The following is a 24,102-nucleotide window of genomic DNA, read 5'->3' as shown; positions in this document are numbered from 1 at the left end:
GCACAACAACGCGACCGAACACCGGGGCAGCTTCGTGCTCGGGGGTCGGCCGCGACGCGCGTGTACCGGACCACTGCCCGGCAACCGTCAAGACCCTATTATGTGGCGCCGCCCGGCCGGAAGTCTCACCTGTCCTCCGCAGACGCACACACCGCACGCGAACACTGCGGCGAACACCGCGGGTGAACCGGGACCGCACGCGCCCCCCGGGCGCGGATCGCGCCATGCAGGGCACAGCCCCGGTAAGCTAGCCTCCCCCTGTGACCGTGATTGAACACCAGTCCGCCGACCGGGCCGTCGGCACCTCGAAGAGCGCCCGCCCAGACCGGCCCGCAGCCCGCCTCGGCTGGCTCGACGGCCTGCGCGGCATCGCCGCCCTGCTGGTCGCGGTCCACCACTTCGGGCTGGTGAAGTGGTTCTCCTGGGGCGAGGACTTCGAGAAGAACTTCGACCTCGGCATCTTCGCCGTGATGCTGTTCTTCCTGGTCAGCGGCTACATCGTACCGGCCTCGCTGGAGCGCCGCGGTGATGTCCGAGGCTTCTGGGTCGGCCGGCTGTTCCGGATCTACCCGCTGGTGATCATCGTCGTCACGCTCTCCCTGGTGCTGCTGCCCAAGCACTACTCGGCGGTGCCGACCCAGGTCACCGACCGGCCGTTCTGGGCCTACCTGGCCAACCTGACGCTGCTGCACGAGATGACCAACATCTCCAGCGCGCTCGGCGCGATGTGGACCCTCTGCTACGAGATGGTCTTCTACTTCTTCGTCAGCGCCCTGTTCGTCAAGGGCTGGCACCGCAACAGCGCCCCGATCTCGGTCTTCTTCGCCGGCCTCGCGCTGCTGCTCGGCGCCTGGTGGACGCCGCAGATGATCACCCCGAAGCTGCCCTGGGTGGCGCCCAGCGCGACCCACCACATCATCGTGGCCACCGTCGTGGTGCTGGCCGCCGGCCTGGTCAGCGTGCTGACCGGACGTCCGGAGCTGATCCGGATCGGCGCCATGGTGCTCGGCGGCCTCGGCGTGGTGCTGCTCTTCTTCAACGCCCGGTCGATGTTCTTCGAGAGCATGATGATCCTGGCCACCATGTTCGCCGGCACCGCGATCTTCCGCGCCGAGAAGGGCCAGATCGACCGCGTGGTGGGTGTGGTCTGCTGCCTGTTCGTGCTGGCCGCCGGTTTCCTGTCCGGCTACATGTACAACCAGGGCAAGGCCTTCGACCGGACCTGGACCTCCTCCTGGTACGGCTTCTCGATCCCCTACATCACCGCCTGGGCCGTCTTCGGCCTCGGCATGCTGCTGCGCAACCGCCGCTGGCCGCGGGTGCTCACCTGGCTCGGCGCGATCAGCTACTCGGTCTACGTGGTGCACATCCCGGTGCTCTGGGGCACCTGGTGGTTCAAGGACAAGGTGGTCACCTTCCCCGCCACCGGAGCCGGCCGCTGGCTGCTCCCCGCCTTCTTCATCGCGGCCGTCCTGATCGTCAGCCAGCTCACCTACAAGCTGATCGAGATGCCCGGCCAGAAGATCGGCAAGAAGGTCGCCAAGGCCCTCGACCGCCGCACCGCCAGGACCGCTCCGGTCGCCGCGACCGTCGCCGCCACCCCGGAACCGGCCCCCGGCCCGGCCGCGGGCAGCTAGCAGAGCGCGCAGGAACAGCTGAAGGGGCCCGCCCGGTGCAGACCGGGCGGGCCCCTTCACGTGCCGGGCGGGTCTCGGACCAGCCGTCTCGGACCGGGCGTCTCAGACCAGGCGGCGGGCCGTCGCCCAGCGGGTCAGCTCGTGGCGGTTGCTCAGCTGGAGCTTGCGCAGCACCGCGGAGACGTGGCTCTCCACCGTCTTCACCGAGATGAAGAGCTGCTTGGCGATCTCCTTGTAGGCGTAGCCGCGGGCGATCAGTCGCAGCACCTCGCGCTCGCGCTGGGTGAGGCGGTCGAGGTCCTCGTCGACCGGCGGGGTGTCGGTGGCGGCGAAGGCGTCCAGCACGAAGCCGGCCAGCCGCGGCGAGAAGACGGCGTCGCCGTCTGAGATCCGGAAGATCGCGTTGACCAGGTCGGTGCCGGTGATGGTCTTGGTGACGTAGCCGCGGGCGCCACCGCGGATCACGCCGATCACGTCCTCGGCGGCGTCGGAGACCGACAGGGCCAGGAACTTCACGCCGCCGGGCTCGCCCATCACCGCGGTGGACCGGCGCAGCACCTCGACGCCGCCGCCGCCGGGCAGGTGGACGTCGAGCAGCACCACGTCGGGTCGGGTCTCGGCGACCACCCGGACCGCGGACTCGACGTCGTCGGCCTCGCCCACCACGTCGATCCCGGTGGTCTCGGTGCGGCCGATCTCGGCCCGGACTCCGGTGCGGAACATCCGGTGGTCGTCGACCAGGACCACCCGCGCCACCCTCCCCCGGCCTTCGGCCGGGGGGACCCCCATGGGCCCTGATGTGCTCTCAGGTGACGTCGACTCAGTCATCAGCAGCTCTCTCCATCTCCAGCTCGACCTCGGTGCCGCCGTCCGGCGCCGGGCGCACCCGGGCGGTGCCGCCGTTGCGCTTCATCCGGCCGATGATCGACTCCCGGACACCCATCCGGTCCTCGGGCACGGAGTCGGGATCGAAGCCCGGGCCGTGGTCGCGCACGAACACCAGCACCGTCCTCCCCTCCACCTCGGCGTAGACCTGCACCGGTCCCCCGCCACCGTACTTGGCGGCGTTGACCATCGCCTCCCGCGCGGCCTGCATCTGTGCGGCGATCTTCTCGTCCATCGGGCAGTCCCCGACGCAGACCAGCTCGATCGGCACGCCGTGCCGGTCCTCGACCTCGGCGACCACCTCGCGGATCCGCTCGGCCAGCGTATCGGGAGCGGCCTCGGCGGCGGCCTCCGGACGGTAGAGCCACAGCCGCAGTTCGCGTTCCTGGGCCCGGGCCAGGCGCTGCACCTCCTTGGGGTCCTCGGCCCGACGCTGGATCAGGGTCAGCGTGTGCAGGACCGAGTCGTGGATGTGCGCGGCGATCTCGGCCCGCTCCTGGGCCCGGATCCGGGCGGTGCGCTCGGCGCCGAGGTCCTGCCACATCCGCAGCGCGTAGGGGCCGGTCAGCACCAGCACCCCGGCCAGCACCGCGAGCGAGGCCTCGACCACCGAGGCCAGCGTGGAGCCGGCGCCCTGCAGCACCAGGAAGCCGATGATGCCGACCGTGACCAGCAGCACGCCGGCGCCGACCCGGACGAAGGCCACCCGCCGCTTGCCGCCGCCCTCGAGGCCGAACCAGCGCTGCCAGCGCGAGTCGTCGGCCTGCCGCCAGACCAGCGCGACACCCACACCGATGGCCAGCAGCGGCCAGACGTAGGGCTTCGAGGACTGCAGGCCCAACGCGTTCAGCAGCGCCATCACGCCGATCACCAGCATCAGCAGCGCGGCCAGCTGCCCGACGTTCTGCCGGCTGGTGGCGCCGGGCGAGCTGCCGGGCGGGGTGTTCTCGACGATCACCGGCTCGCCCTGGAAGGTGCCCTGCAGCAGGTCCCGCAGCCGGCCGAGCCGCCCGCGCCGGCCCTTGCGCAGCGGGTCGGGCGAGATGCCGGAGGCGCCGGCCGGGACGAACTGGCCGTTCGCCCAGACATAGTCGCTGCCCAGCGCCGGCTCGCCGATCCCGATCGGCACCACGAACCAGAACGCCGCGTACAGCAGCACCCCGATCCCGTTGGTGAAGAAGAGCAGCACGAACGCGGCCCGCACCCAGGTCACCGGCAGCCCCAGATGCACCGCCAGCCCGTGCGCCACCCCGCCCAGCATCCGCGAGTGCGGGCTGCGGTAGAGCTTGCGGTACGGCGGCCGGCCCGCCGCCGGGGTCGGCTCGGTGCCCGGGGCCACCGGGCTGTCGGGGGCGGGGCCGTCGGGGGCGGGCGTACTGGGGGTCGGATCGGTACCGGGGGCTGCCACGCCACCGATGGTCACACGACGGCGGGTCCGAATGCATCAGGGTCCGGCCCCTAGGTGCTGACGACCGAGGCGGCGAAGACCGCCACCGGGGGCCCCGCGCGCGGCGGTGTCGTAGGGCTGCGCCAGGATCGACCTGGTGTGCGAGCACACCGTCCTGACGAATTGTCATCACATGTACGGAGAAAACCTCGTGAAAAGGCTCATCCCGCTCACTGTGGCCGCGCTGATCGGCGCGGCGGCCGGTGCGCCGGTCCTCGGTGGTGGCGCCGCCGCGGCCGCCACCACACCACCGGTCCTGCGGGTGATGCCCCTCGGCGACTCGATCACCATGGGGGCCTACAGCGAGAGCGGCGGCGGCTACCGGCTCCCGCTGTGGAACCAGGTGGCCGGCCAGTCCCGGTACAGCATGGACTTCGTCGGTTCGCAGCTGAACGGCCCGGGCCCCGACGCGGACCACGAGGGCCACAGCGGCTGGCGGATCAACGACATCGCCGGCGGTGTCGACAGCTGGCTGGGCCTGCAGCGTCCGGACGTCGTGCTGCTGCACATCGGGATCAACGACCTCAACCGCGGCGCGGACCCGGTGCAGGCCGAGGCCCAGCTGAAGACCTTGGTCGAGCGGATCTTCGCCGACCGGCCGGGCATCGCCGTGGTCCTCCAGGGCCTGATCCCGACCACCGCGAACCTGCAGACCCAGGTGCAGCAGTACAACGACCTGGCCAGGCAGCTACCGGCGGTCGAGCAGCAGGCGGGGCGCCACCTCAGCTTCCTCGACGCGCCCGCGCTGACCTCCGACCAGTTCCACGACAGCCTGCACCCCAACGACGCCGGCTACGCGCGGATGGCGCAGACCTACTTCACCGGCCTCGACCAGGCCTTCAGCGACGGCTGGGTCCCCGGCAACAGCCCGAACCCGGGCAGCGCCCCCGAGGTCAGCAGCAGGGTCCGCTGGGCCGACTGGGACGGCGACGGCAAGGCCGACTACCTGGTGGTCAACGACGACGGCTCGGTGGAGGTCTACCTCAACAAGGGCGGCGACACCCCCGGGCACCCCGGCTGGCAGTACGCCGGCAAGGTGGCCACCGGCCTGGACCGCGACCGCAGCCGGGTCCGGTTCGCCGACTTCGACGGGGACGGCAAGGCCGACTACATCTTCGTCAACCCCGACGGCTCGGTCCACGTCTTCCTGAACCGCGGCGGCGACACCGGCGGCGGCTGGCAGGACCTCGGCCAGGTCGCCACCGGCCTGACCAACAACGCCGACCGGGTCCGCTTCGCCGACTTCACCAGGGACGGCAAGGCCGACTACATCCTGCTGAACGACGACGGCTCGGTGGACGTCTTCCAGAACAACGGCGGCGACGGTCACGGCGGCTGGCAGAACCTCGGCCAGGTCGCCACCGGCCAGACCGGTGACCGCACCCGGGTCCGCTTCGCCGACTTCGACGGCGACGGCCGCGCCGACTACACCGTCATCAACCCCGACGGCTCGGTCCACGTCTTCCTGAACCGCGGCGGCGACACCGGCGGCGGCTGGCAGAACCTGGGCCAGGTCGCCACCGGCCAGACCAGCGACCAGAACCAGGTCCGCCTCGCCGACTTCGACGGCGATCGCAAGGCCGACTACCTCCAGGTCACCCCCACCGGTGCGGTGAACCTCTTCCTCAACCACGGCGGCGACGGCGGTGGCGGCTGGCTCGGCCTGGGCCAGGTGGCCACCGGCACCGTCTCGGAGCAGTAGCGACGTCGGCTGCGCAGCGGGACCGGCTGGTGCACCCTGATCCCTTCCACCCTGAGCCCCTCTCAGGGAGAGATCAGGGTCCGCACCGGGCCGATCCCGGTCCCGCTCGGCCTCGGCAGCCCGCAGGATAGGGACATGACCGAGGAGCAGAGCACGGTGCCCACTGATCCGGGCGTCCAGGAGCAACCGGCGGACGCCCGCCCGCCGCTCACCCGCAGCGAGGACCATCGCGTGGTGGCCGGGGTGTGCGGCGGGCTCGGACGGCACCTGGACATCGACCCGGTGGTCTTCCGGGTGGTGACCGCGGTGCTCTGCCTGACCGGCGGGCTCGGGCTGTTCCTGTACGGGCTGGCCTGGCTGATCGTGCCGACCGAGCACCCCGACGGCAAGCACGGGCGGACCGAGCTGCAGCGGGTGCTGACCGGGCGGGTCGACGGACAGTCGATCGGCGCGGTACTGCTCACCGTGATCGGCACCGGGGTCTTCTTCTCCTGGATGGACAGCGGTGACTCGATCTCCCCGCTGCTGCTGCTCGGCGCGCTGGTCTTCTTCGCGGTCCGGCACGACCCGGAGCGGCGCCGCCGGGCCCGGGGCATGGGCACCGCGCCGCGCCCGGGCGGTCCCTACGACCGACCGACCGCGGGCACGGCCGGGGCCGGTCCGGGCGCGGCTGGTCTGGGCGCGGCCTCGCCGCTGGCGGACTGGAAGACCTGGCGGCAGGACTTCCACGCCGAGTGGACCGCCCGCAAGGCCGGGATGCACGAGGAGTGGTCCGCCCGCAAGGCCGAGTGGGACGACCGCAGGGAGCAGTGGCACGGCCACAAGACCGAGATGCGGGCCGGGGTCGACCTGAGCAAGGACGCCCCGGCCGACACGCCGCCGAGCCGCACCGGCTACCTCTGGGACCCGCGCCACCCCGAGCGCAACCCGTACGGCGCCACCCCGCCGCCGGGCACCCCCGCCCAGGCCTGGTGGCAGCGCGCCGACCTGCCCGAGGGCGACCCGCTGCGCAAGGACACCCCACCGACCCGCCCCGACCCGGCCCGCCCCGCCCCGGCTCCGGCCCGCCGCGAGCGCCGGTCGCGCTCCGCGCTGGCCCCGCTCGGACTGCTGGCCGCGGCCGGCGCCTCCTGGGCGGTCTGGTCGGCCAATGTGCACGGCCAGTCGACCACCGTGCTGCTCTCCACCGTGTTGGCCACCGGCCTGCTGGTGCTCGGCCTGACCATCCTGCTCGGCGCCAAGGTCGGCCGGGCCCGGGTGCTGGCGCTTCCCGCGCTGGTCCTGACGCTGGCCCTGGCGGGTCTCGGCAGCTCCGCCCAGGTGCACAACAACGCGATCGGCGACCGCACCTTCGCCCCGGCCGGCGCGGCCGCGGTGCAGCACGAGTACGTGCTCGGCGTCGGCGACCTCAACCTCGACCTGCGGGCGGTCGACCCGGCCGGCTCCACCGTCGGCACAACGGTCAAGCTGGGCACCGGCGATGTGCACGTGATGCTGCCACCGAACGTCGCGGCCGACCTCGACCTGCGCACCCTGGTCGGCAATGTGAGCCTGCCCAACGGGAACGAGAACAGCGGTGTGGGCTCGCACCGCAAGGTCCATCTCGACCCGGTGGGCGGGGCGAGCAACAAGGGAACCATCGACCTCACCATCGAGGTCGGTCTCGGCGACATTCAGGTGGTACAGGGATGAAGCGGCACCGGTTCGACCTCTTCTCGTTCATGGCCGGCGGGTTGTTCACCGTGCTCGCCGTGATCTACCTGGTCGCCTCGCTCAACAACTTCTCGGTGAACGGGCGGATCGTGATCCCGGTCACCTTCATCGTGCTGGGCACCGCGGGCCTGGCCGGCGCGGTGGCGGCGATGTCCCGCCGCGGGCGGTCGGACGACCCGGAGCGCAAGTAGCCGGTTCGCAGCGGCCCGTCCCGGGGCCGCTGCCAGGGCCTGTCCGGCCCTAGGAGCTCAGCGGCCCGAGGTCCAGGCGGTCGCCGTCCTTGGTGACGGTGTACTTGGGCAGCGGCTTGATCGCGGGGCCGGTGATCACCGCGCCGGTGGCGGCGTCGAACTTGGAGCCGTGGCACGGGCAGTTGAGCTGCCCGTTCTTCGGCGGGTCGACGGTGCAGCCGGCGTGCGTGCAGATCGAGGAGAGGCCGCAGTACTGGCCGGACTTGGGCTGGAGGATGTAGATCGCGTCGCCGCTGGCCGGGTCCTTGACGGTGGCCGAGCCACCGACCGGGACGTCGGCGACGGCGACCGAGACCTTCGAGCCCGTGCCGCCGCCGCTGCCCGTACCGCCGGTGCCGCCGGTGCCGCTCGGCGGGGCCGGGGTGGGCGCCGCCGCCACCGGCTTCGGCTTCTTGCGCACGAAGGTGGCGGTCAGCGAGCCGGCCAGCAGCCCGGCCCCGCCGAGCGCGACCGCCGCGATCCCGCCGTCCATGAAGGTGCGGCGGCGCACCGCGTCCTCGCTCAGCCCGCGGGCCCGGTCGCGTTCGGCGCGCCGGGCCAGGAAGCCGTCGACCGACAGGTACGGCGTCCCGGCCAGCAGCAGCGCGGTCCAGGCCATCAGGTAGGGCAGGTCGTTGCCCAGGTAGTAGGGCGAGACGTTCCAGCTGATGGTGAGGAAGAGGGTCAGGCTGAGCGCACCGCCGCCGAGTGCGGCGATCCGCCCCCAGAGGCCGACCAGGGTGCCGAGCCCGACCGCCAGCTCGCCGAAGGCGATCAGCAGGGCGAAGAAGGTGGGCGCGTGCAGAGCCGGTTCCAGCAGCCAGCCGATCGGGCTGTGCGGCTTGGCGGCCAGGGTCTGCGCGTAGAAGGACTGCGGGTCGCCCTTGCCCGACAGGTAGTGGCTGTCGGCGAGCTTGTCCAGGCCCGCGTAGGCGAAGGTGATGCCGAGGAACAGGCGCAACGGCAGCAGCGCGTAGCGCCGACCGAGGGCCCGCAGCTCGCCGGCGCGGCCGGCCGGCCCCGAGGCCGCCGGTGCGGCTGGGGCCGGTCGGTTCGCTCCCGGGTCCTCGGCGCCGACCGAGTCCCTGGTGCCCTCCATCATCTCGTCACCCTTCCCGTACGGCCCGTCAGTTCCCGATTGGTCCGATCCGCATTCTGCCCGGTCCCGCTCGTTTTCGACGGTATCCCGATCACGCGAGCGTCAGATCCGACCGCACCCGCGACCTGGCCGGACAGGCCCTAACGGCCGCACCGCCATCCACAGGTACGTGGATGGCGGTGCGGCCGTTCACATCAGCGCGCGGGAGTTTCTACTCCCACTCGATGGTGCCCGGCGGCTTGCTGGTGACGTCCAGCACCACGCGGTTGACGTCGCGCACCTCGTTGGTGATCCGGGTGGAGATCTTGGCCAGCACCTCGTAGGGCAGGCGCGACCAGTCGGCGGTCATCGCGTCCTCGGAGGAGACCGGGCGCAGCACGATCGGGTGGCCGTAGGTGCGACCGTCGCCCTGCACGCCGACGCTGCGGACGTCGGCCAGCAGCACCACCGGGCACTGCCAGATCTCGCGGTCCAGGCCGGCCAGGGTCAGCTCCTCGCGGGCGATGGCGTCGGCCTCGCGCAGCAGGTCCAGGCGCTCCTTGGTGACCTCGCCGACGATCCGGATGCCCAGGCCGGGGCCGGGGAACGGCTGGCGCTGGACGATCTCCTCCGGCAGGCCGAGCTCCTGGCCGACCATCCGGACCTCGTCCTTGAACAGCTTGCGCAGCGGCTCGACCAGCTGGAACTCGAGGTCCTCGGGCAGGCCGCCGACGTTGTGGTGGGACTTGATGTTGGCGGTGCCGGTGCCGCCGCCGGACTCCACCACGTCCGGGTAGAGGGTGCCCTGGACCAGGAACTCCACCGCCGGACCCTCGTCCGCGATGATCTCGGCCTGCGCCTGCTCGAAGACCCGGATGAACTCCCGGCCGATGATCTTGCGCTTCTCCTCCGGGTCGCTGACGCCCTTGAGCGCGGTCAGGAAGCGCTCCTCGGCGTCCACCACCTTGAGCTTGACGCCGGTGGCGGCCACGAAGTCCTTCTCGACCTGCTCGGTCTCGCCCTTGCGCATCAGACCGTGGTCCACGTACACGCAGGTCAGCTGGTCGCCGATGGCCTTGGCCACCAGGGCCGCCGCCACCGCGGAGTCCACGCCGCCGGACAGGCCGCAGATCGCGCGCTTGTCGCCGACCTGCTCCTTGATCAGCGCGATCTGCTCGTCCACCACGTTGTGGGTGGTCCAGGTCGGGGCGATGCCCGCGCCGCGGTAGAGGAAGTGCTCGAGGATCTGCTGACCGTGCGTGGAGTGCAGCACCTCGGGGTGGTACTGGACGCCGTAGAGCTTGGCCTCGTCGTTCTCGAAGGCGGCGACCGGGACCACGTCGGTGGAGGCGGTCACGGTGAAGCCCTCGGGGGCGGCGGAGCAGGCGTCGCCGTGCGACATCCAGACCGACTGCTCGGCCGGGGTGCCCTCGAAGAGGGTGGAGCCGGACTTGCTGACGTGCAGCGGGGTGCGGCCGTACTCACGGGCACCGCTGTTGTCGACGGTCCCGCCGAGCGTGATCGCCATCAGCTGGAAGCCGTAGCACATGCCGAAGACCGGGACCCCGGCCTCGAAGATCGCGCGGTCGAGCCGCGGCGCGCCCTCCTCGTAGACCGAGGACGGGCCGCCGGAGAGGATGATCGCCTTCGGGTTCTTGGCGAGCATCTCGGCGACCGGCATGGAGCTCGGCACGATCTCGCTGTAGACCCGTGCCTCACGCACCCGGCGGGCGATGAGCTGGGCGTACTGGGCGCCGAAGTCGACCACCAGGACGGTGTCGACCGGCGGCACGGACTGGTCGGGGGTAGCAGAGGACACAGACGGCCTTCCGGCAGCGATGTGGGGGTGTCGGCTTCGATTCTACCGGGCCGCCTGTTCACCCCTTTGCCACCCTTTGCCGCGCGGTGCGTGTCCGGGCCGGGGGCGGCCTCGTTGAGCTGGTGACCGTACGACCGCGCCGCACCCGCCAGGTGCGACCGCACCGGCGCCCGGGCCCGCGCCCGTACGGCACGGCAGGACCACGCGTGGAAAGTCCAGTCCACCCGCACATGTGGCGCCCCACAGCCGGCCGGCGGTCGGACGGGCGCGCCGTGGGACCGTGCGCGGGTGCGGTGGACCGGCGGCAGGGGACAGCGGCCGGCTCACGACTGCGCCAGGAGGTGCGGCGGCAGGCTCCGGGGACGCCCGGGCCACCGCCGCGCCGCCCGGCGCTCACCGGTGTGACTACCGTCGGTTACCAACCAGTACTGCGGCTGACAGGTACCCGGCAGCATGCTGACACCGTGTCAGGAATGGGGGTGGCAGAAAATGGACTGTGTCGAAGTCCGCCGAATCGGTTGCAGAGCACGGCCTCTGTCCACCACGATGCAGGGAGGCGGTTTGCCGGTGGCCGTGTCCGGCCGGTGGACCATCCGCTCCGCTGCTCCCGCCCATCGGCGGTCACAGTGGGTATCACCTCACGCTCCGTGAGGACGAGGCGCCCGATCGGCGGCCCGGACCACCTCTCCGGCATCCGCCCGGCGCACACCCCGAAGCCAACCGAATAGTGGCGGCGCTCCTCCCCCGGCGCCGCCACCCAGCACCGGCGCAGCCCTGACGCCGTGTGCTGAGCGACAAAGGGCCCCGTCCCCCCGCGGGGCCCTTTGCCTGCGCTCTCGACCTGGGACGACCGTTCGGCCGGGGACCACCGTTCGGTCGAGGAAGACCGTTCAGCCGGGGAAGACCAGTTCGGCCAGCGCCCCGCCGTCCGGATGGTTGCCCAGCCGCAGCCGGACGCCGAGCGCCGCCGCGTGCCCCTGGGCGATCGTCAGGCCGAGTCCGTGCCCCTGCCCGCGGGCCCGGGCGCCGGTGCGGAACCGCTGCGGCCCGTCCGCCAGCACCTCGGCCGGATAGCCGGGGCCGTGGTCGCGGACGCTGATCGCCGGGCCGTCCACCGTCACCACCACGGGTGCGGCGCCGTGCCGCCGAGCGTTGGCGACCAGGTTGCCGAGCACCCGGTCGAGCCGGCGGGGGTCGGTGGTCACCTCGGCGTCGGCCCGGACCCGCAGCTCCACCGCGGGGTCGAGCATCCGCTTGAGCAGCGGACCGAGGGTGACCCGGGCCAGTTCGGGGGTCTCGGCGCCGGCGTCCAGCCGGGAGACCTCCAACAGGTCCTCGGTGAGCCCGCGCAGCACCCGGACCCGGTCCTGCACCAGTTCGGTCGGCCGTCCCGGCGGCAGCAGCTCGGCCGCGGTGAGCAGCCCGGTGAGCGGGGTGCGCAGCTCGTGCGCGACGTCGGCGGTGAACCGCTGCTCGTTGGCCAGCTTGCTGCTCAGCACCGTCGACATCGAGTCCAGCGCGGCGGCCAGCTCCGCGACCTCGTCACGCGGGCGGCCGAGCGGGCCGATCCGGGCCTCCAGGTCGCCCTGGGCGATGGTGCGGGCGATCCGGGCGGCGGTGCGCAGCCGGCGGCTGATCCGGTGGGCGACCAGCACACCGGCCAGCGCGGTGACGACCACCGAGAGCGCCGCCGAGACCATGATGGTGCGGTCCAGTGCGGCGATCGCCCGGGCGTCGGGGGCGTAGTCGATCCAGACCGAGAAGACCTTGCCGTCGGCGCGGCCCGCCGCCCACATCGCGCTGCCCGGTGATCCGTGCCCGAGCGGTGATCCGTGCCCGGGTGCCGGTCCGTCGCCGAGCATCGAGCCGTGCCGGCCCTGGGCGGCGAGCCGGCTCAGCGGGGCCGGCAGCCCCGGGGCGTCGATCTGCGCGTGCCAGGCCGAGGGCAGCGCTCCGGTGCGGTCGTAGTAGTCCAGCACGGCGTCCAACGCGGCCTCGGCGGCCGCGCGGGACTGTGCGGTGTGCTGGGCCACCGAGGCCCGGTGGACCAGCAGGCCGACGGTGAGCGCGACCAGGAAGGAGACCACCGCGACGGTGACGGCGATCTGCCGGCGCAGGTTCACGTGCCACCGCCGCGCAGTCGCCGCAGCCGGTAGCCGAAGCCGCGCACGGTCTCGATCCGGTCCGCGCCGATCTTCGCCCGCAGCCGCTGCACATGGACGTCCACCACGCGGGTGTCGGCGCCCCAGGCGTAGTCCCAGACCCGTTCCAGCAGTGTCTGACGCTCCAACAGGATGCCGGGCGCGGCGGTGAACTCCAGCAGCAGGCGCAGCTCGGTCGGGGTGAGCGGCACCGGGCGGCCGTCCACCCGCACGTCCAGCGCGTCGGTGTCCACCTGGAGGCCGTCGATCTCCCGTACGGTGCGCGGCGGTTCGGGCGCCGCCGCGGGTGCCTGCAGGCCGGTGCGGCGCAGCACGGTGCGGATCCGGGCGACCAGCACGGCCGTCTCGAAGGGCTTGGTGACGTAGTCGTCCGCGCCCGCTTCCAGGCCGGAGACCACGTCGATCGGGTCGGTGCGGGCGGACATCATCAGGATCGGCAGCTGGCTCTCCTCGCGGATCCGGCGGCAGAGCCCGACGCCGTCCAGCAGCGGCAGCATCACGTCCAGCAGCAGCAGGTCCGGGCGGCGCGCGCGGAACAGCTCGAGGCCCTCCAGACCGTCGGCGGCGGTGTCCACCGGGAAGCCGTAGCGCTCCAGCGCCATCCGGGTCGCCTCGCGGATCACCTCGTCGTCCTCGACCAGCAGCACGCGCGGGGTGGCGGTCATCGGCTGCCTCCGGGGCTGCTCGGCTTCGGTACGGGCCTGGGCGTCGGGGTCGGCAGCACCCAGGGCCCGGGGAAGGGGTAGGCGGCGGAGGGGACCGCCGAGGGCTTCTTGTCCGGGCGCAGCGAGGAGGTCGCTGCGCCCGGCGGCAGGCAGGCCTCGGCGTCGGTGGACGGGCAGGTCGCCACGATGTCGCGGTCGAAAGCCTGCTTGGCGCCGTTCCAGTGGTAGGTGCTGGTGGTCTTGGTGGCCGAGCTGGTCGGCTCCTCCACCAACAGGTCCTGGCCCGAGGTCTCGGCGGTGAAGCCGGGCAGCACCGGCAGGCTGAGCACCGGCAGCACCCGCTGCTCGCGCGACTGGTAGACGTGCAGGTAGGCGCGCTGGTCCTCGGTGAGCACGGCGACGATCAGCTCGGGTCGACCGTCCCCGGTGAGGTCGCGGTACTTCGGCTCCAGCACCTGGCAGCCGGTGCAGCCGAGCAGCGCGCTGCGCTCGTCGGGACGCAGACCCGGGTCCAGGCCGAGGACCCGGTTGGTGTCCACGGCCCGCAGGTCGTCGCCGGGAACGGTCAGTTCGGGCAACGGACTCGGCGAGGGGGTCGGAGTCGCCGCGGGGGACGGCGACTTGACGGCCTCGGCGGCCGGCCAGAGCGGCGACGGGCTCGGCCGCGCGGTGATGGTGCGGGTCGGGCCGAGGTCGTGCAGCCCGCCCGCACCGGCGCAGCCGGCCAGCGCCACCGCGCCCAGGGCGACGGCGGCCGTACGAACGAGCCGGGAACTCACGCGCGCACGTCCTTTCGATGCGGTCCGGCTTTCGATGAGGTTGGGTCAGCGGATCATTCTGCACTCAGATCCGCGAAGACGATGATGTTGTCGGAGTAGTGCCCGTTGCTGCCCAGCACTCCCCCGCAGGTGATCAGCCGCAACTGCGGGTCCGCGGTGTCCCCGTACACGGCCTCGGTGGGGAAGGCGTCCTTCGGCTGCTGCCGCAGCTCGCGCACCCGAAAGGCGACGCTGCTGCCGTCGGTGCGGCGGATCTCGATCCGGTCCCCGGCCTTGAGCCGCCACAGCCGTTGGAAGACCGCGGGTCCGTTACGGGTGTCGAGGTGCCCGAGCAGCACGGCCGGACCGACCTGGCCGGGCGCGGGTCCGTCGCGGTACCAGTCGACCTCCTCGGGGTGCTCGAGCGGCGGCACCTGCACCGTCCCGTCGGCGTTGAGCCCACCGGCCAGCACCGGGGCGTCCACCCCGATCGCCGGGATCAGCAGCCGCGCCGGCGGCGCGGTGGACGTGGGCCGGGGTGACGGACTGCCGGCTGACGTGCTGCCAGGTGACACAGCCCCAGGTGCCGTGGTCCCAGGTGGCGTGGCTCCGGCTGACCCGGTCGGGGCCACCGGGCTGCCGGGTGCCGCCGCCACCGAGTCGATCCGCACCGGTGCGGGCGCCGGCACCGGCCGCAGCACCACCCCCGCCAGCACCAGCGCCAGCACCCCGCCCGCCGCCGCCGGCACCCACCTGGGGCGCCGGCGGCGACGGGACCGGTCAGCCCTGGGCGCCGGCACGGCGACGGCGGACGGCGTAGCCGACGCCGGCCAGGCCCAGCACGGCCAGGCCGGAGCCGGCCGCCCAGCTGGTGGCGGAGTGGCCGGTAGCGCCCTCACCGGTCTGCGCACCGCCCTTGGGAACCGTCTTGACCTGGGCGGTCGGCACACCCGAGGGCCTGGGGCAGGGCGCCGGCGAGAGGTCCTTGGCCGGCGCGGACGGCTGGGGCTTGATCAAGCACGGCGGGACGACGGGCTGACCGCTGGCCGAGGGCGTCGGCTTGTCGACGGCCGCCGGCGCGGAGGCCGCAGCGCTCGGGGTGGCGGAGACCGCAACGCTCGGCATGCCGGAAGCGGCCGCGCTCGGCGTGGCGGAGGCGGACGGCGAAGCGCCGTCCGCGTAGGCGGCGCCGCCAGTACCGGCGAGCACCGCGGCGACAGCGAAACCGACCAGCGCGAACCGCGCGGTCTGGGGACGTGACATGGGAAGTCCTCCGGAGCGGGGGGCTCGGACCCGGTTGGCCCGAGCCGGCTGCGCCCACGCTAGGAAGCCCGTCCCTCGGCCGACCGGCAGCCGTGTAACAGCCACCGGCCGGCTCTGTAACAGTCCCGACTACCCGTCCTTGCGCGGCACTTCCGGCACCGGCAGCAGCAGCTGCGCGAAGGCGCCGGCCGGTACCGCCGGCTGCCGGGGCGCCACCGCCGCCACCCGGCGGTAGGCCTCGCCCTGGGCCGGCCGCAGGTCCGCCTCGCCCTTGTTGGGCCACATCGACATCGCCCGCTCGGCCTGCGCCGTGATGGTCAGCGAGGGGTTCACGCCGAGGTTGGCGGAGATGGTCGAGCCGTCCACCACGCTGATCCCGGGGTGGCCGTAGAGCCGGTGGTACGGGTCGACCACGCCGTGCTCGGGGCTGTCACCGATCGGGCAGCCGCCGATGAAGTGCGCCGTCATCGGGATGTCGAAGACCTCGCCGACGGTGGAGCCCGCGAAGCCGCCGATCTCGGCGGCCAGCGCCTTGGCGCCCTCCTCGGCCGCCGGGATCCAGGTCGGGTTCGGCTCGCCGTGGCCCTGCCGGGAGGTCAACGACCCCTTGCCCAGGCCCTTCTGCTTGAGCGAGACGGTGATCGAGTTGTCCAGCGACTGCATCACCAGGCCGATGATGGTGCGCTCCGACCACCGGTAGTTGCTCAGCGAGCGGGCGAAGACGGTCGGGTGCTTGACCGCCGTCGCGCCCGCCCGCAGCCAGCGCGGGCCGCGACCGCCGCCGGGCACCTGGAGGATCGACAGGAAGCCCATCGCGTTCGAGCCCTTGCCGTACCGGACCGGCTCGATGTGGGTGTTGGCGTCGGGGTGGATCGAGGAGGTGATCGCCACCCCCTTGGTGAAGTCCACCGGGCCGCCGTAGCGCCGCGGGGTGGTCTGCGCGCCCACCAGGGCCTCGGAGTTGGTGCGGGTGAGCTCGCCCAGGGTGGCCGGGATCCCGGGCAGCCGACCCTGGTCGCGCATCCGGTGCAGCAGGGTCTGGGTGCCGTAGGTGCCGGCCGCGACCACCACCTTCGCCGCGGTCAGGGTCCGGGCGCCGGCCTTCTTCGCGGCCGCGCCACGGGCGTTGGTGCGCTGCACGTCGACGGCGAAGCCCGAGCTTCCGTTGGCGCCGTCCTGCTCGCGGATCCGGGCCACCGTGGTGAGCGGGTGGATCTCGGCGCCGTTGGCCTCGGCCAGGAAGAGGTAGTTCTCGGTGAGCATGTTCTTGGCGCCGTGCCGGCACCCCGTCATGCACTCGCCGCACTCCACGCAGGCCTTCCGGCGCGGGCCCGCACCGCCGAAGTACGGGTCGTCGACCTCCGTACCGGGAGCGGTCTTTGACGATCCGTCAGCATCGCGCCCGTCGCCGAAGAAGACGCCGACCGGCGCGAAGTGGAAGGTGTCGCCGACGCCCATCCGCTCGGCGGCCGCCTTCAGGTGGATGTCCGAGGGGGTCATGGTGGGGTTGGTCCGCACCCCGAGCATCCGCTGCGCCTGGTCGTAGAAGGGGGCCAACTCCTCCTCCCAGTCGGTGATGTGCTGCCACTGGCGGTCCTCGAAGAAGGCCTTCGGGGGCACGTACAGGGTGTTGGCGTAGTTGAGCGAACCGCCGCCCACCCCGGCGCCGCCCAGCACCAGCACGTTCGCCAGCAGGTGGATCCGCTGGATGCCGTAGAGCCCGAGGCCCGGCGCCCACAGGTAGTTCTTCACGTCCCAGGAGGTCTTCGGCAGTTCCTCCCGGGTGAACCGGCGGCCGGCCTCCAGCACCGCGACCCGGTAGCCCTTCTCGGTCAGCCGCAGCGCGGCCACCGAACCGCCGAAGCCGGAGCCGACCACGATCACGTCGTAGTCGAAGTCCATCTCGTCCGTCTCCACAGTCCCTCGGCCCTCACTCACTTGAAGCCCAGTGCCTTCAGGGCCCGCAGGCTCTTGGTGAACAGGGCGGCGAACTTCTCGTCGTCCAGGCCGAAGGAGGGCGCGATCGGCAGCACCCGCTGGGTGGCGATGGTCTGCGCCTCGGTGAACCGCAGGATGCCCTCGGCGCCGTGCCGCCGGCCCAGGCCCGAGTCGCCCATCCCGCCCATCGGCGAGGCGACCGAGCCGTAGGCGGCCGCGTAGGCCTCGTTGACGTTGACGGTGCCGGTGTGCAGCCGTGCCGCGACCGCCCGGCCGCGCCGCAGGTCCTTCGTCCAGACGCTGGAGTTCAGGCCGTACGGCGTCGAGTTGGCCGCCGTGACGGCCTCCTCCTCGGTGTCGAAGCGGTAGATCGAGACCACCGGGCCGAAGGTCTCCTCGGTGCAGACGGCCATCTCGGGGGTGACCCCGTCCAGGATGGTCGGCTCGTAGAAGAGCGGGCCGATCTCCGGGCGGGCCTGGCCGCCGGCCAGCACCGTGGCCCCGGCCTTGACCGCCTCCTCGACATGCCGGGTGACGGTCTCCAACTGCCGGTCGGAGACCAGCGATCCCATCTCGGCGCCGTAGGCCAGGCCGCCGCCCAGGCGCAGCGCGCCGGTCCGCGCGGCGAACTTGGCCAGGAACGCGTCGGCCACCGAGCGGTGCACGAAGAGCCGCTCGATCGAGATGCACAGCTGTCCGGCGGAGGAGAAGCAGGCCCGCACGGCGCCCTCGGCGGCCTTGTCCAGGTCGGCGTCGGCGAGCACCAGGAGCACGTTCTTGCCGCCGAGTTCGAGCGAGGCGCCGACCAGCCGGGCCGCCGCGCGCTGGGCCACGTCGCGGCCGGTGCGGGTGGAGCCGGTGAACGAGACGTAGTCCGCGTGCTCCACCACGGCCGGGCCGACCACCGGCCCGTCGCCGATCACGATCTGCCACAGGTCGGCCGGCAGCCCGGCCTCGACCAGCAGCTCGCGGGCCCACAGCGCGGTCAACGCGGTCTGCGTGTCCGGCTTGTTGACCACCGCGTTGCCCGCGGCGAAGGCCGGCAGCGCGTCGCTGACCGAGAGCTCCAGCGGGTAGTTCCACGGGGAGATCTGGCCGATCACGCCCTTGGGCCGGCGGCCCTCCAGGGTGTGGGTGAGCACCGGGATCGCACCGCCGCGCCGACGGTCCTTGAGGTAGCCGGCGGCGGCGCGACCGTAGTGGCGGGCCGCCAGCGCGGCGCCCAGCACCTCCTCGAAGGCGTGCAGCCGGGACTTGCCGGTCTCGGCCTGGATCAGGTCGAGCACCTCGTCCTGCCGCTTCAGCAGCAGGTCGTGGAAGCGCAGCAGCACCGCGGCCCGCCGCTTGACCGGCAGTGCCGCCCAGGCCGGCTGGGCCCGGCGGGCCAGCTCGAAGGCGGTGGCGACGTCGTCCGGAGTGGACTGCGGCAGCTCGGCCAGCGGCTCGCCGGTGAGCGGGGCGAGGGTGGTGGCCGGCTCGGCCGCGCCGGTGGCGGTGACCCCGCGGACCAGCCGCGCGATCAGGGACTGGGGGACCGCCGAGGCGACCGTACGGCCGGCGCCCGGGGCCACGGGATTGCGGCCGGTGCCGCGGCTGACTGCCGATATGTCCGTCATGGGGCGCAGCCTAGGCGCTCGGCGGCCAGTACGGTACCCGTCGGTAACCACAAAAAGATCGGTTACCGATAGGTCAGTGGGAGGGCGTGGCCCGCCTGGTGACCGTGAAGTTGTTGAGGATCAGGATGAACCGTTGCTCCGCCTGGGTGGCGTCGGCGAGCGGCCCGGAGACCAGGATCGCGTAGCTGGTGCCGTCCGCGTCCTTGAACTCCTCCTCGAAGACCTTGCGCGGGCCCGGATTGGGGCACTTGTCGGTGCAGGTGAAGGTCCACACCCACTTGGCCGCCTCGTGGCCGTTGACCAGGGTCGGGCCGAGGCTCAGCTGCTTGTAGTCCTTGTTGCCGCGGTTGTCGGCCTCCAGCGCCTTCAGGTGGTCCAGCGGCGAGCCCAGCGCACCCGTGGTGACCGCGAACTGGATCAGGTGCCGCTGGCCGTCCGGGGTGTAGTAGATGTTGTTGCCGTTGTAGACCCGGCGCTGCCAGCTGCCGCCGTCGGTGGGCAGCGGGAAGCGGAAGCCCTCGTCGTCGGCCTGCCAGCGGTACCCGGTCGGCGCCGGGCCGGGCGCGTCCTCGGTGACCGGCAGGCTCGCCGACGGGCTCGGCGTCGTGGTCTCGGGCGAGGCACTGCGCGTGGGGTCCGCCACCGGGGTGCCGCCGGACTGGTAGCGCTGCACCGCGAAGGCCGCACCGCCCGCGAGCAGCGCGGTGGCCAGGCCGATCAGCGCCAGCCGCAGGCCCAGCCGGCGACGCGGCGGGACCGGGGCGAGGGGCACGGCCGGCAGCGGCTGCACCGGTGCGTTCGGGGTGGTCGGCACGGTCGGCTGCCGCTCCGGCACCGGCTGGTGCGGGGTGCCCTGGTCGACCGGCTCGGGCCGTCGGTCCACCACCGGCACCACCTGGGTCGGTGTCCGCTGCGGCTGCGACGTGCCGATCCCGACCGTGTGCCCGTCGGTCACCGCGCGTAGCATCCGCAGCGCCTCGTCCGCGCTCGGCCGTTGCGCGGACTCCTTGGTCAGCAGCGCCGCCAGCACCGGGCCCAGCGCGCCCGCGTTGGCCGGCTCCGGCAGCGGCTCGTCCACCACCGCGGCCAGCGTGCTGATCGGGTTGTCCCGGCGGAACGGGGACTGGCCCTCGACGGCCGCGTAGAGCGTGGCGCCGAGCCCCCACAGGTCGGAGGCGGGTCCTGGCCGCTCGCCCTGGGCCCGCTCGGGGGCCAGGTAGTCGGGCGAACCGACCAGGTCGCCCGGACGGGTCAGCTCCGAGGAACCCTCGAACTTGGCGATCCCGAAGTCCAGCAGCACGGCCCGCCCGGTGCCGCGCTCCAGCAGCACGTTGGCCGGCTTGACGTCCCGGTGCAGCACCCCGAGCTGGTGTCCCTTGTGCAGCGCGGCCAGCACCTGGGCCCCGACCTCGGCGGCGGCCCGGGGCGGCAGCGGCCCGTCCTGGGAGATCACGTCCGCCAGCGAGCGGCCGTCGATCAGCTCCATCACGATCCACGGCCGGCCGTCCTGCTCCAGCACGTCGTGGATGGTGATCACCCCGGCGTGCTTGATCCGGGCGGCGGCCCGCGCCTCCTGCTTCATCCGGGACTGCAGGATCGCCAGATCCTCCTCGGGCAGGTGGTCGACGGTCAGCTCCTTGACCGCCACCTCGCGGTCCAGCATCAAGTCCTGGGCCCGCCAGACCGTCCCCATCCCGCCCCGGCCGAGCCGCTCCCCCAACTCGTAGCGACCGGCCAGCATTCTGCGCTCGGGCGCCTTCGCCCGGTCGGCGGCGTCCGCCTCTTCCTGTCCGCCCATGGCGACCGCTCCCCCTCTTCGGTGCACCATGCAACTGATCACCGTTCGGACAATGTTCCGGCCCCAGCCTAGGCGTCCGACCTCCCGTCACCGAGCACGCCCCGGCCACGTGACCGGGCTGTGACGTGCGGGCGGCTCAGCCCGCCAACAGCACCACGGCGGTCAGCGCCAGTACCATCGCGGCCAGCACCCCGCCGACCAGCAACACCGGCAGCAGCGGCGAGGACCGACCGGCCGACCGGGCGTGCCGGCGGTGGTCCGTGACCACCGGCGAGTCGGCTCCGCGAGCCCGCCGGCGCGGGCGGCGCACCAGCACGCCGGGCGGGCGCAGCACGGGCAGCACCTCGGGCTCCGGCTCGACCCGGTACGGCTCCGGCGCGGCGGCCAGCAACTCGGACAGCCAGCCCCGGGCCTCCTCGACGGACGGGCGGTCGGCCGGCTCGGCGGCCAGCAGCCGGTCCACCAGCGGACGCAGCGGCCCGCAGGCCCCGCTGTCGGCCCGTTCGCCGGACCGGATCGCGGCGAAGAGCGCGGTCGGGGTCTGCTCGGGGAAGGGCCCACGCCCCGTCAGCACCCGGTACAGCAGCACCCCGAGCGCCCAGAAGTCGGCGGCCGGACCAGCCGCGACCTGCCCGTTCAGCTGCTCCGGCGCCCAGCGCTCGGCCGTGGCCCCGACCAGCCCGGCCCGCGCCTGCCCCCAGCGCCGGCCGTCCGCGCCGCCCAGCTCCTTGGCCAGCGCCTCCTCGGCCGCGCCGATCGCCAGCCCGCCGAGCAGCGCCGCGCCGTCCTCGCAGACCAGCACCTGCTCGACCACCAGGTTGCCGTGCGCCCGCCCGGCCCGGTGCACCGCACCCAGCGCGCCGACCAGGTCGGCGGCCAACTCGGCCACCCGGTACGGCTCCAGCGGCCCGTCGGCGAGCAGCTCGGGCAGCCCGACGGCGACCGGCTGCTCGACCGCGACCCAGAGCAGGCCCTCGTCCGCGACCACCGCGTAGGACTGCCGCAGCCGCGGATGGTCGAGGCTGTCCGCGAGGACCGCCTGCACCTCGGCGATCAGGCCCGCCGGGTCCAGCCAGCGGCTGCCCTCGAAGTCGGCGCTGCCATTGAGCTCGGGGACCAGCAGCTCGGGCAGCTCCACCGCCTCCAGCAGCACCCGGGTGCCGGTCCGGCCGTCGACGGCGAGCCGGCGCAGCCTGCTGGGGTCGGCCGGCGCCACCCGGTCGACCACCTGGTACCTGCCGGCCACGGTCTGGCCAGGGCCAGCTCGCATGGCCGTTCCCCTCCTTCTCGCCCGCCGCCGCTACGGCGCGGGCTGGAAGCTGTCGAAGCCGTTCTTCCGGGCCCCGGTGAAGTCCTGCGAAGACCAGTCGGCGTCGCTCGAGGTCCACAGCAGCGCGTAGCCGTACTTGCCGTTGTCGACCACGAAGCCACGGTTGAGCGAGTGCATCCGGGTGCCGGAGGAGCCGCTGAACGTCCACTCCCAGTCGGCCGCGTTGGTCCACTGACCATAGGTCACCGGGGCCACCTGGATCCGCTGGTAGCCGCTGAACGTCGTCGCGCCGGAGGCATCCGAGGCCTGCCAGTCGGCCAGCGCGCTGCTGTTGGCCGGCGACTGCCAGTCCACCAGCAGCGAGAGGCCGTGGCCGCCGAACTTCCGCGTCGTGGCCCGGTAGCCGACGCCCTGGTCGGTCAGCCACTGCGGGAGCACGATCTTGAAACCGGAGGGGTCGGTGTAGAGCTGGTAGCCGGCCGGGACCTGGGGCCCGGCCGCGCTCGCACTCGCGGCGGGCGAACTCGGCGCGGCGGCGGGCGAGCCGGCCGGCGGCGGCGCTGCCGCCGGGCTGGTCGGCGCCGTCGTGGTGGGCGCCGCGGTGCTGGGCGCCGCGCTGCCGGTCGGGGCGCTGGAGGGGGCCGCCGAGCTGGGCGCCGCGCTCACCGGAGCCCCGGCCACCCCGCCCGCGGTGCCGGCCGAGGACGCCGTCGAGGCCGCCCCGTTCGGTGTGCCCTTGCCGCTGTCCTCCACGGCCAGCCAGACGCCACCGCCCACCAGCACCAGCGCCAGCAGCAGGGCGACCAGCAGCAGCCGTCGGCGCGGCCAGCGGGCGGCGGCGCCCAGGGTCGGGCTGCTGCTCCACGCGGTCTGCTCGGCGGCCGCCGCCCCGGCGGCGGGGGCGGGCGACGCGGACGCGGACGCGGACGCGGCCGAGGCGGGGGTGGCGGCGGTAGCCGGCCGGGTGCGGCCGCTGCCGACCCGGACCGTGCTCAGGCCCGGCACGCTCGGCCTGGCCCCGCCCTTCCCGAGTCCCTTTCGCTCGGCCTTCGCGGCGACCGGCCCGGCGACCGGCCCGGCGGCCGGCGCGACGGCCGTGGCGGGCTCGTCCGTCACCGGCACCTTCGCCTGCGTCGTCGACTCGGCCCGGGCGGTGGACTCCGCCACCACCCGCCGGAGCATCGACCGGGTCGCCGAGGCATCCAGCCGCTTCTCCGGGTCCTTCTCCAGCAGCCCCTGGATCACCGGCAGCAGCGGCCCGGCGTTGGCCGGGTCCGGCAGCTCCTCGGTCATCACGGCGGTCAGCGTGGCCAGCGCCGAGCCACGGTCGTACGGCGGCTTGCCCTCCAGCGCGGCGTACAGCGTGCCGCCCAGCGACCACAGGTCGGCCGGCGGCCCGGGCTTGTGCCCGCGCGCCCGCTCCGGAGATATGTACGAGGGCGCGCCGACCAGCATTCCGGTGGAGGTGACCGAGGTGTCGCCCTCCACGCTGGCGATGCCGAAGTCGGTCAGCACCACCCGGCCGTCCTCGCCGATCAGCACGTTGGACGGCTTGACGTCACGGTGCAGGATCCCCTGGCTGTGCGCGGCGCCGAGCACCCCGAGCAGCTCCAGGCCGATCTCGGCGGCCCGCACCGGGGTCACCGGACCGTCCTCCTTGACCACCTCGGCCAGCGAGCGCCCGTCCACCAGCTCCATCACGATCCACGGCCGGTCGTCCTCCTCGACCACGTCGAAGACGGTGACGGCGGCGGTGTGCCGGATCCGGGCGGTGGCCTTGGCCTCGCGCAGCGTGCGGACGATCAGCCGGTGCTTCTCGTCCTCGTCCACACCGCCGTGCATCCGCAGTTCCTTGACCGCGACGATCCGGCCGAGCATCTCGTCCTCGGCCCGCCAGACGGTGCCCATACCGCCGCTGCCGAGAATCGAGTCGAGCCGGTAGCGGTCGGCCAGGACGCGTCCGGAGGTGCCCTGCGGCTGGGTCATTACGGGCGTTCCCCCATGTGCTGCTGCCGGGTCAGGTGACGGACCGTCTGGTCGCGGCGGGCAAGGCCGCGCCGGGACCGCCACCGGTCAAGCCTCCATCATCCCCTGTCCCCCGACCCGCTGTTCACTCGACCC

Annotated in this window: 18 protein-coding genes and 1 pseudogene; 4 read left to right on the top strand and 15 right to left on the bottom strand. The window is 73.3% G+C overall.

What is annotated here, in order from left to right; all coding sequences use genetic code 11:
- Positions 1-260: 260 nt before the first annotated feature.
- Positions 261-1,637, top strand: a complete 1,377-nt coding sequence (locus tag BR98_RS26695) for an acyltransferase family protein (RefSeq protein WP_035848277.1) — start codon at positions 261-263, stop codon at positions 1,635-1,637.
- A gap of 102 nt (positions 1,638-1,739) precedes the next feature.
- Here the strand turns inward: BR98_RS26695 and BR98_RS26690 are convergent, their stop codons facing one another.
- Both BR98_RS26690 and BR98_RS26685 read right to left on the bottom strand, forming a co-directional pair.
- Entirely contained in the window at positions 1,740-2,426 is a 687-nt protein-coding gene (locus BR98_RS26690; RefSeq protein WP_035848275.1) for a LuxR C-terminal-related transcriptional regulator, read from the bottom strand.
- A gap of 31 nt (positions 2,427-2,457) precedes the next feature.
- Positions 2,458-3,861: an ATP-binding protein gene (locus BR98_RS26685; protein WP_035853993.1), complete on the bottom strand. Its 1,404-nt coding sequence runs from the start codon at positions 3,859-3,861 to the stop codon at positions 2,458-2,460.
- A 259-nt stretch (positions 3,862-4,120) separates the two neighbouring features.
- Between BR98_RS26685 and BR98_RS26680 the strand changes: the two genes are divergently transcribed.
- From BR98_RS26680 to BR98_RS26670, 3 genes are all read left to right on the top strand, one after another.
- Positions 4,121-5,671, top strand: a complete 1,551-nt coding sequence (locus tag BR98_RS26680; protein WP_198042286.1) for an FG-GAP-like repeat-containing protein — start codon at positions 4,121-4,123, stop codon at positions 5,669-5,671.
- 135 nt (positions 5,672-5,806) lie between these two features.
- A complete protein-coding gene (locus BR98_RS26675; protein ID WP_035848273.1) occupies positions 5,807-7,363 on the top strand; it encodes a PspC domain-containing protein in 1,557 nt (518 codons plus the stop codon).
- On the top strand, positions 7,360-7,575 hold the full coding sequence (locus BR98_RS26670; RefSeq protein WP_035848272.1) for a hypothetical protein: 216 nt from the start codon (positions 7,360-7,362) through the stop codon (positions 7,573-7,575). Before BR98_RS26675 ends, BR98_RS26670 begins: the two co-directional genes overlap by 4 nt.
- 49 nt (positions 7,576-7,624) lie before the next feature.
- On the opposite strand, the gene BR98_RS42645 is transcribed toward BR98_RS26670, so the two are convergent.
- From BR98_RS42645 to BR98_RS26610, 13 genes and pseudogenes are all read right to left on the bottom strand, one after another.
- Positions 7,625-8,107, bottom strand: a complete 483-nt coding sequence (locus BR98_RS42645; protein ID WP_232247928.1) for a QcrA and Rieske domain-containing protein — start codon at positions 8,105-8,107, stop codon at positions 7,625-7,627.
- A 48-nt stretch (positions 8,108-8,155) separates the two neighbouring features.
- A pseudogene (locus tag BR98_RS42640) lies at positions 8,156-8,716 on the bottom strand (DoxX family protein); the annotation flags it as partial.
- A 208-nt stretch (positions 8,717-8,924) separates the two neighbouring features.
- Positions 8,925-10,511: a glutamine-hydrolyzing GMP synthase gene (gene guaA, locus BR98_RS26660; RefSeq protein WP_035848270.1), complete on the bottom strand. Its 1,587-nt coding sequence runs from the start codon at positions 10,509-10,511 to the stop codon at positions 8,925-8,927.
- Positions 10,512-11,401: 890 nt separating this feature from the next.
- A complete protein-coding gene (locus BR98_RS26655; protein ID WP_035848268.1) occupies positions 11,402-12,634 on the bottom strand; it encodes a sensor histidine kinase in 1,233 nt (410 codons plus the stop codon).
- Positions 12,631-13,338 (bottom strand): two-component system response regulator CseB, encoded by a 708-nt coding sequence (gene cseB, locus BR98_RS26650; protein WP_035848266.1) that lies wholly within the window; start codon positions 13,336-13,338, stop codon positions 12,631-12,633. The genes BR98_RS26655 and cseB overlap by 4 nt, the downstream gene beginning before the upstream one ends.
- Positions 13,335-14,117, bottom strand: coding sequence for a hypothetical protein (locus BR98_RS26645; RefSeq protein WP_035848264.1), 783 nt, complete (start codon positions 14,115-14,117; stop codon positions 13,335-13,337). Before BR98_RS26645 ends, cseB begins: the two co-directional genes overlap by 4 nt.
- Before the next feature lie 53 nt (positions 14,118-14,170).
- Positions 14,171-14,845, bottom strand: a complete 675-nt coding sequence (locus BR98_RS26640) for a class F sortase (protein ID WP_157537941.1) — start codon at positions 14,843-14,845, stop codon at positions 14,171-14,173.
- 31 nt (positions 14,846-14,876) lie between these two features.
- A complete protein-coding gene (locus BR98_RS39685; RefSeq protein ID WP_035848262.1) occupies positions 14,877-15,359 on the bottom strand; it encodes an LPXTG cell wall anchor domain-containing protein in 483 nt (160 codons plus the stop codon).
- 129 nt (positions 15,360-15,488) lie between these two features.
- Positions 15,489-17,261, bottom strand: a complete 1,773-nt coding sequence (locus tag BR98_RS26630; RefSeq protein ID WP_035848259.1) for a GMC oxidoreductase — start codon at positions 17,259-17,261, stop codon at positions 15,489-15,491.
- A 32-nt stretch (positions 17,262-17,293) separates the two neighbouring features.
- The gene (locus tag BR98_RS26625; RefSeq protein ID WP_035848256.1) at positions 17,294-18,913 is read right to left on the bottom strand and encodes a succinic semialdehyde dehydrogenase; all 1,620 of its coding nucleotides are present in this window, start codon (positions 18,911-18,913) and stop codon (positions 17,294-17,296) included.
- Positions 18,914-18,986: 73 nt separating this feature from the next.
- Positions 18,987-20,711, bottom strand: a complete 1,725-nt coding sequence (locus BR98_RS39680) for a serine/threonine-protein kinase (RefSeq protein ID WP_051970235.1) — start codon at positions 20,709-20,711, stop codon at positions 18,987-18,989.
- Positions 20,712-20,847: 136 nt separating this feature from the next.
- On the bottom strand, positions 20,848-21,981 hold the full coding sequence (locus BR98_RS26615) for a protein kinase domain-containing protein (protein ID WP_083977003.1): 1,134 nt from the start codon (positions 21,979-21,981) through the stop codon (positions 20,848-20,850).
- Positions 21,982-22,011: 30 nt separating this feature from the next.
- Positions 22,012-23,967 carry a serine/threonine-protein kinase gene (locus BR98_RS26610; protein ID WP_035848254.1) on the bottom strand — a complete coding sequence of 652 codons (1,956 nt, stop codon included), beginning with the start codon at positions 23,965-23,967 and terminating at the stop codon, positions 22,012-22,014.
- Positions 23,968-24,102 lie beyond the last annotated feature (135 nt).

The sequence above is a fragment of the Kitasatospora azatica KCTC 9699 genome (genome assembly GCF_000744785.1).
Classification (GTDB): Bacteria; Actinomycetota; Actinomycetes; order Streptomycetales; family Streptomycetaceae; genus Kitasatospora; species Kitasatospora azatica.
Note: the sequence above shows the minus strand (reverse complement) of the source record. Positions and strands in the feature narration are given on the sequence as shown.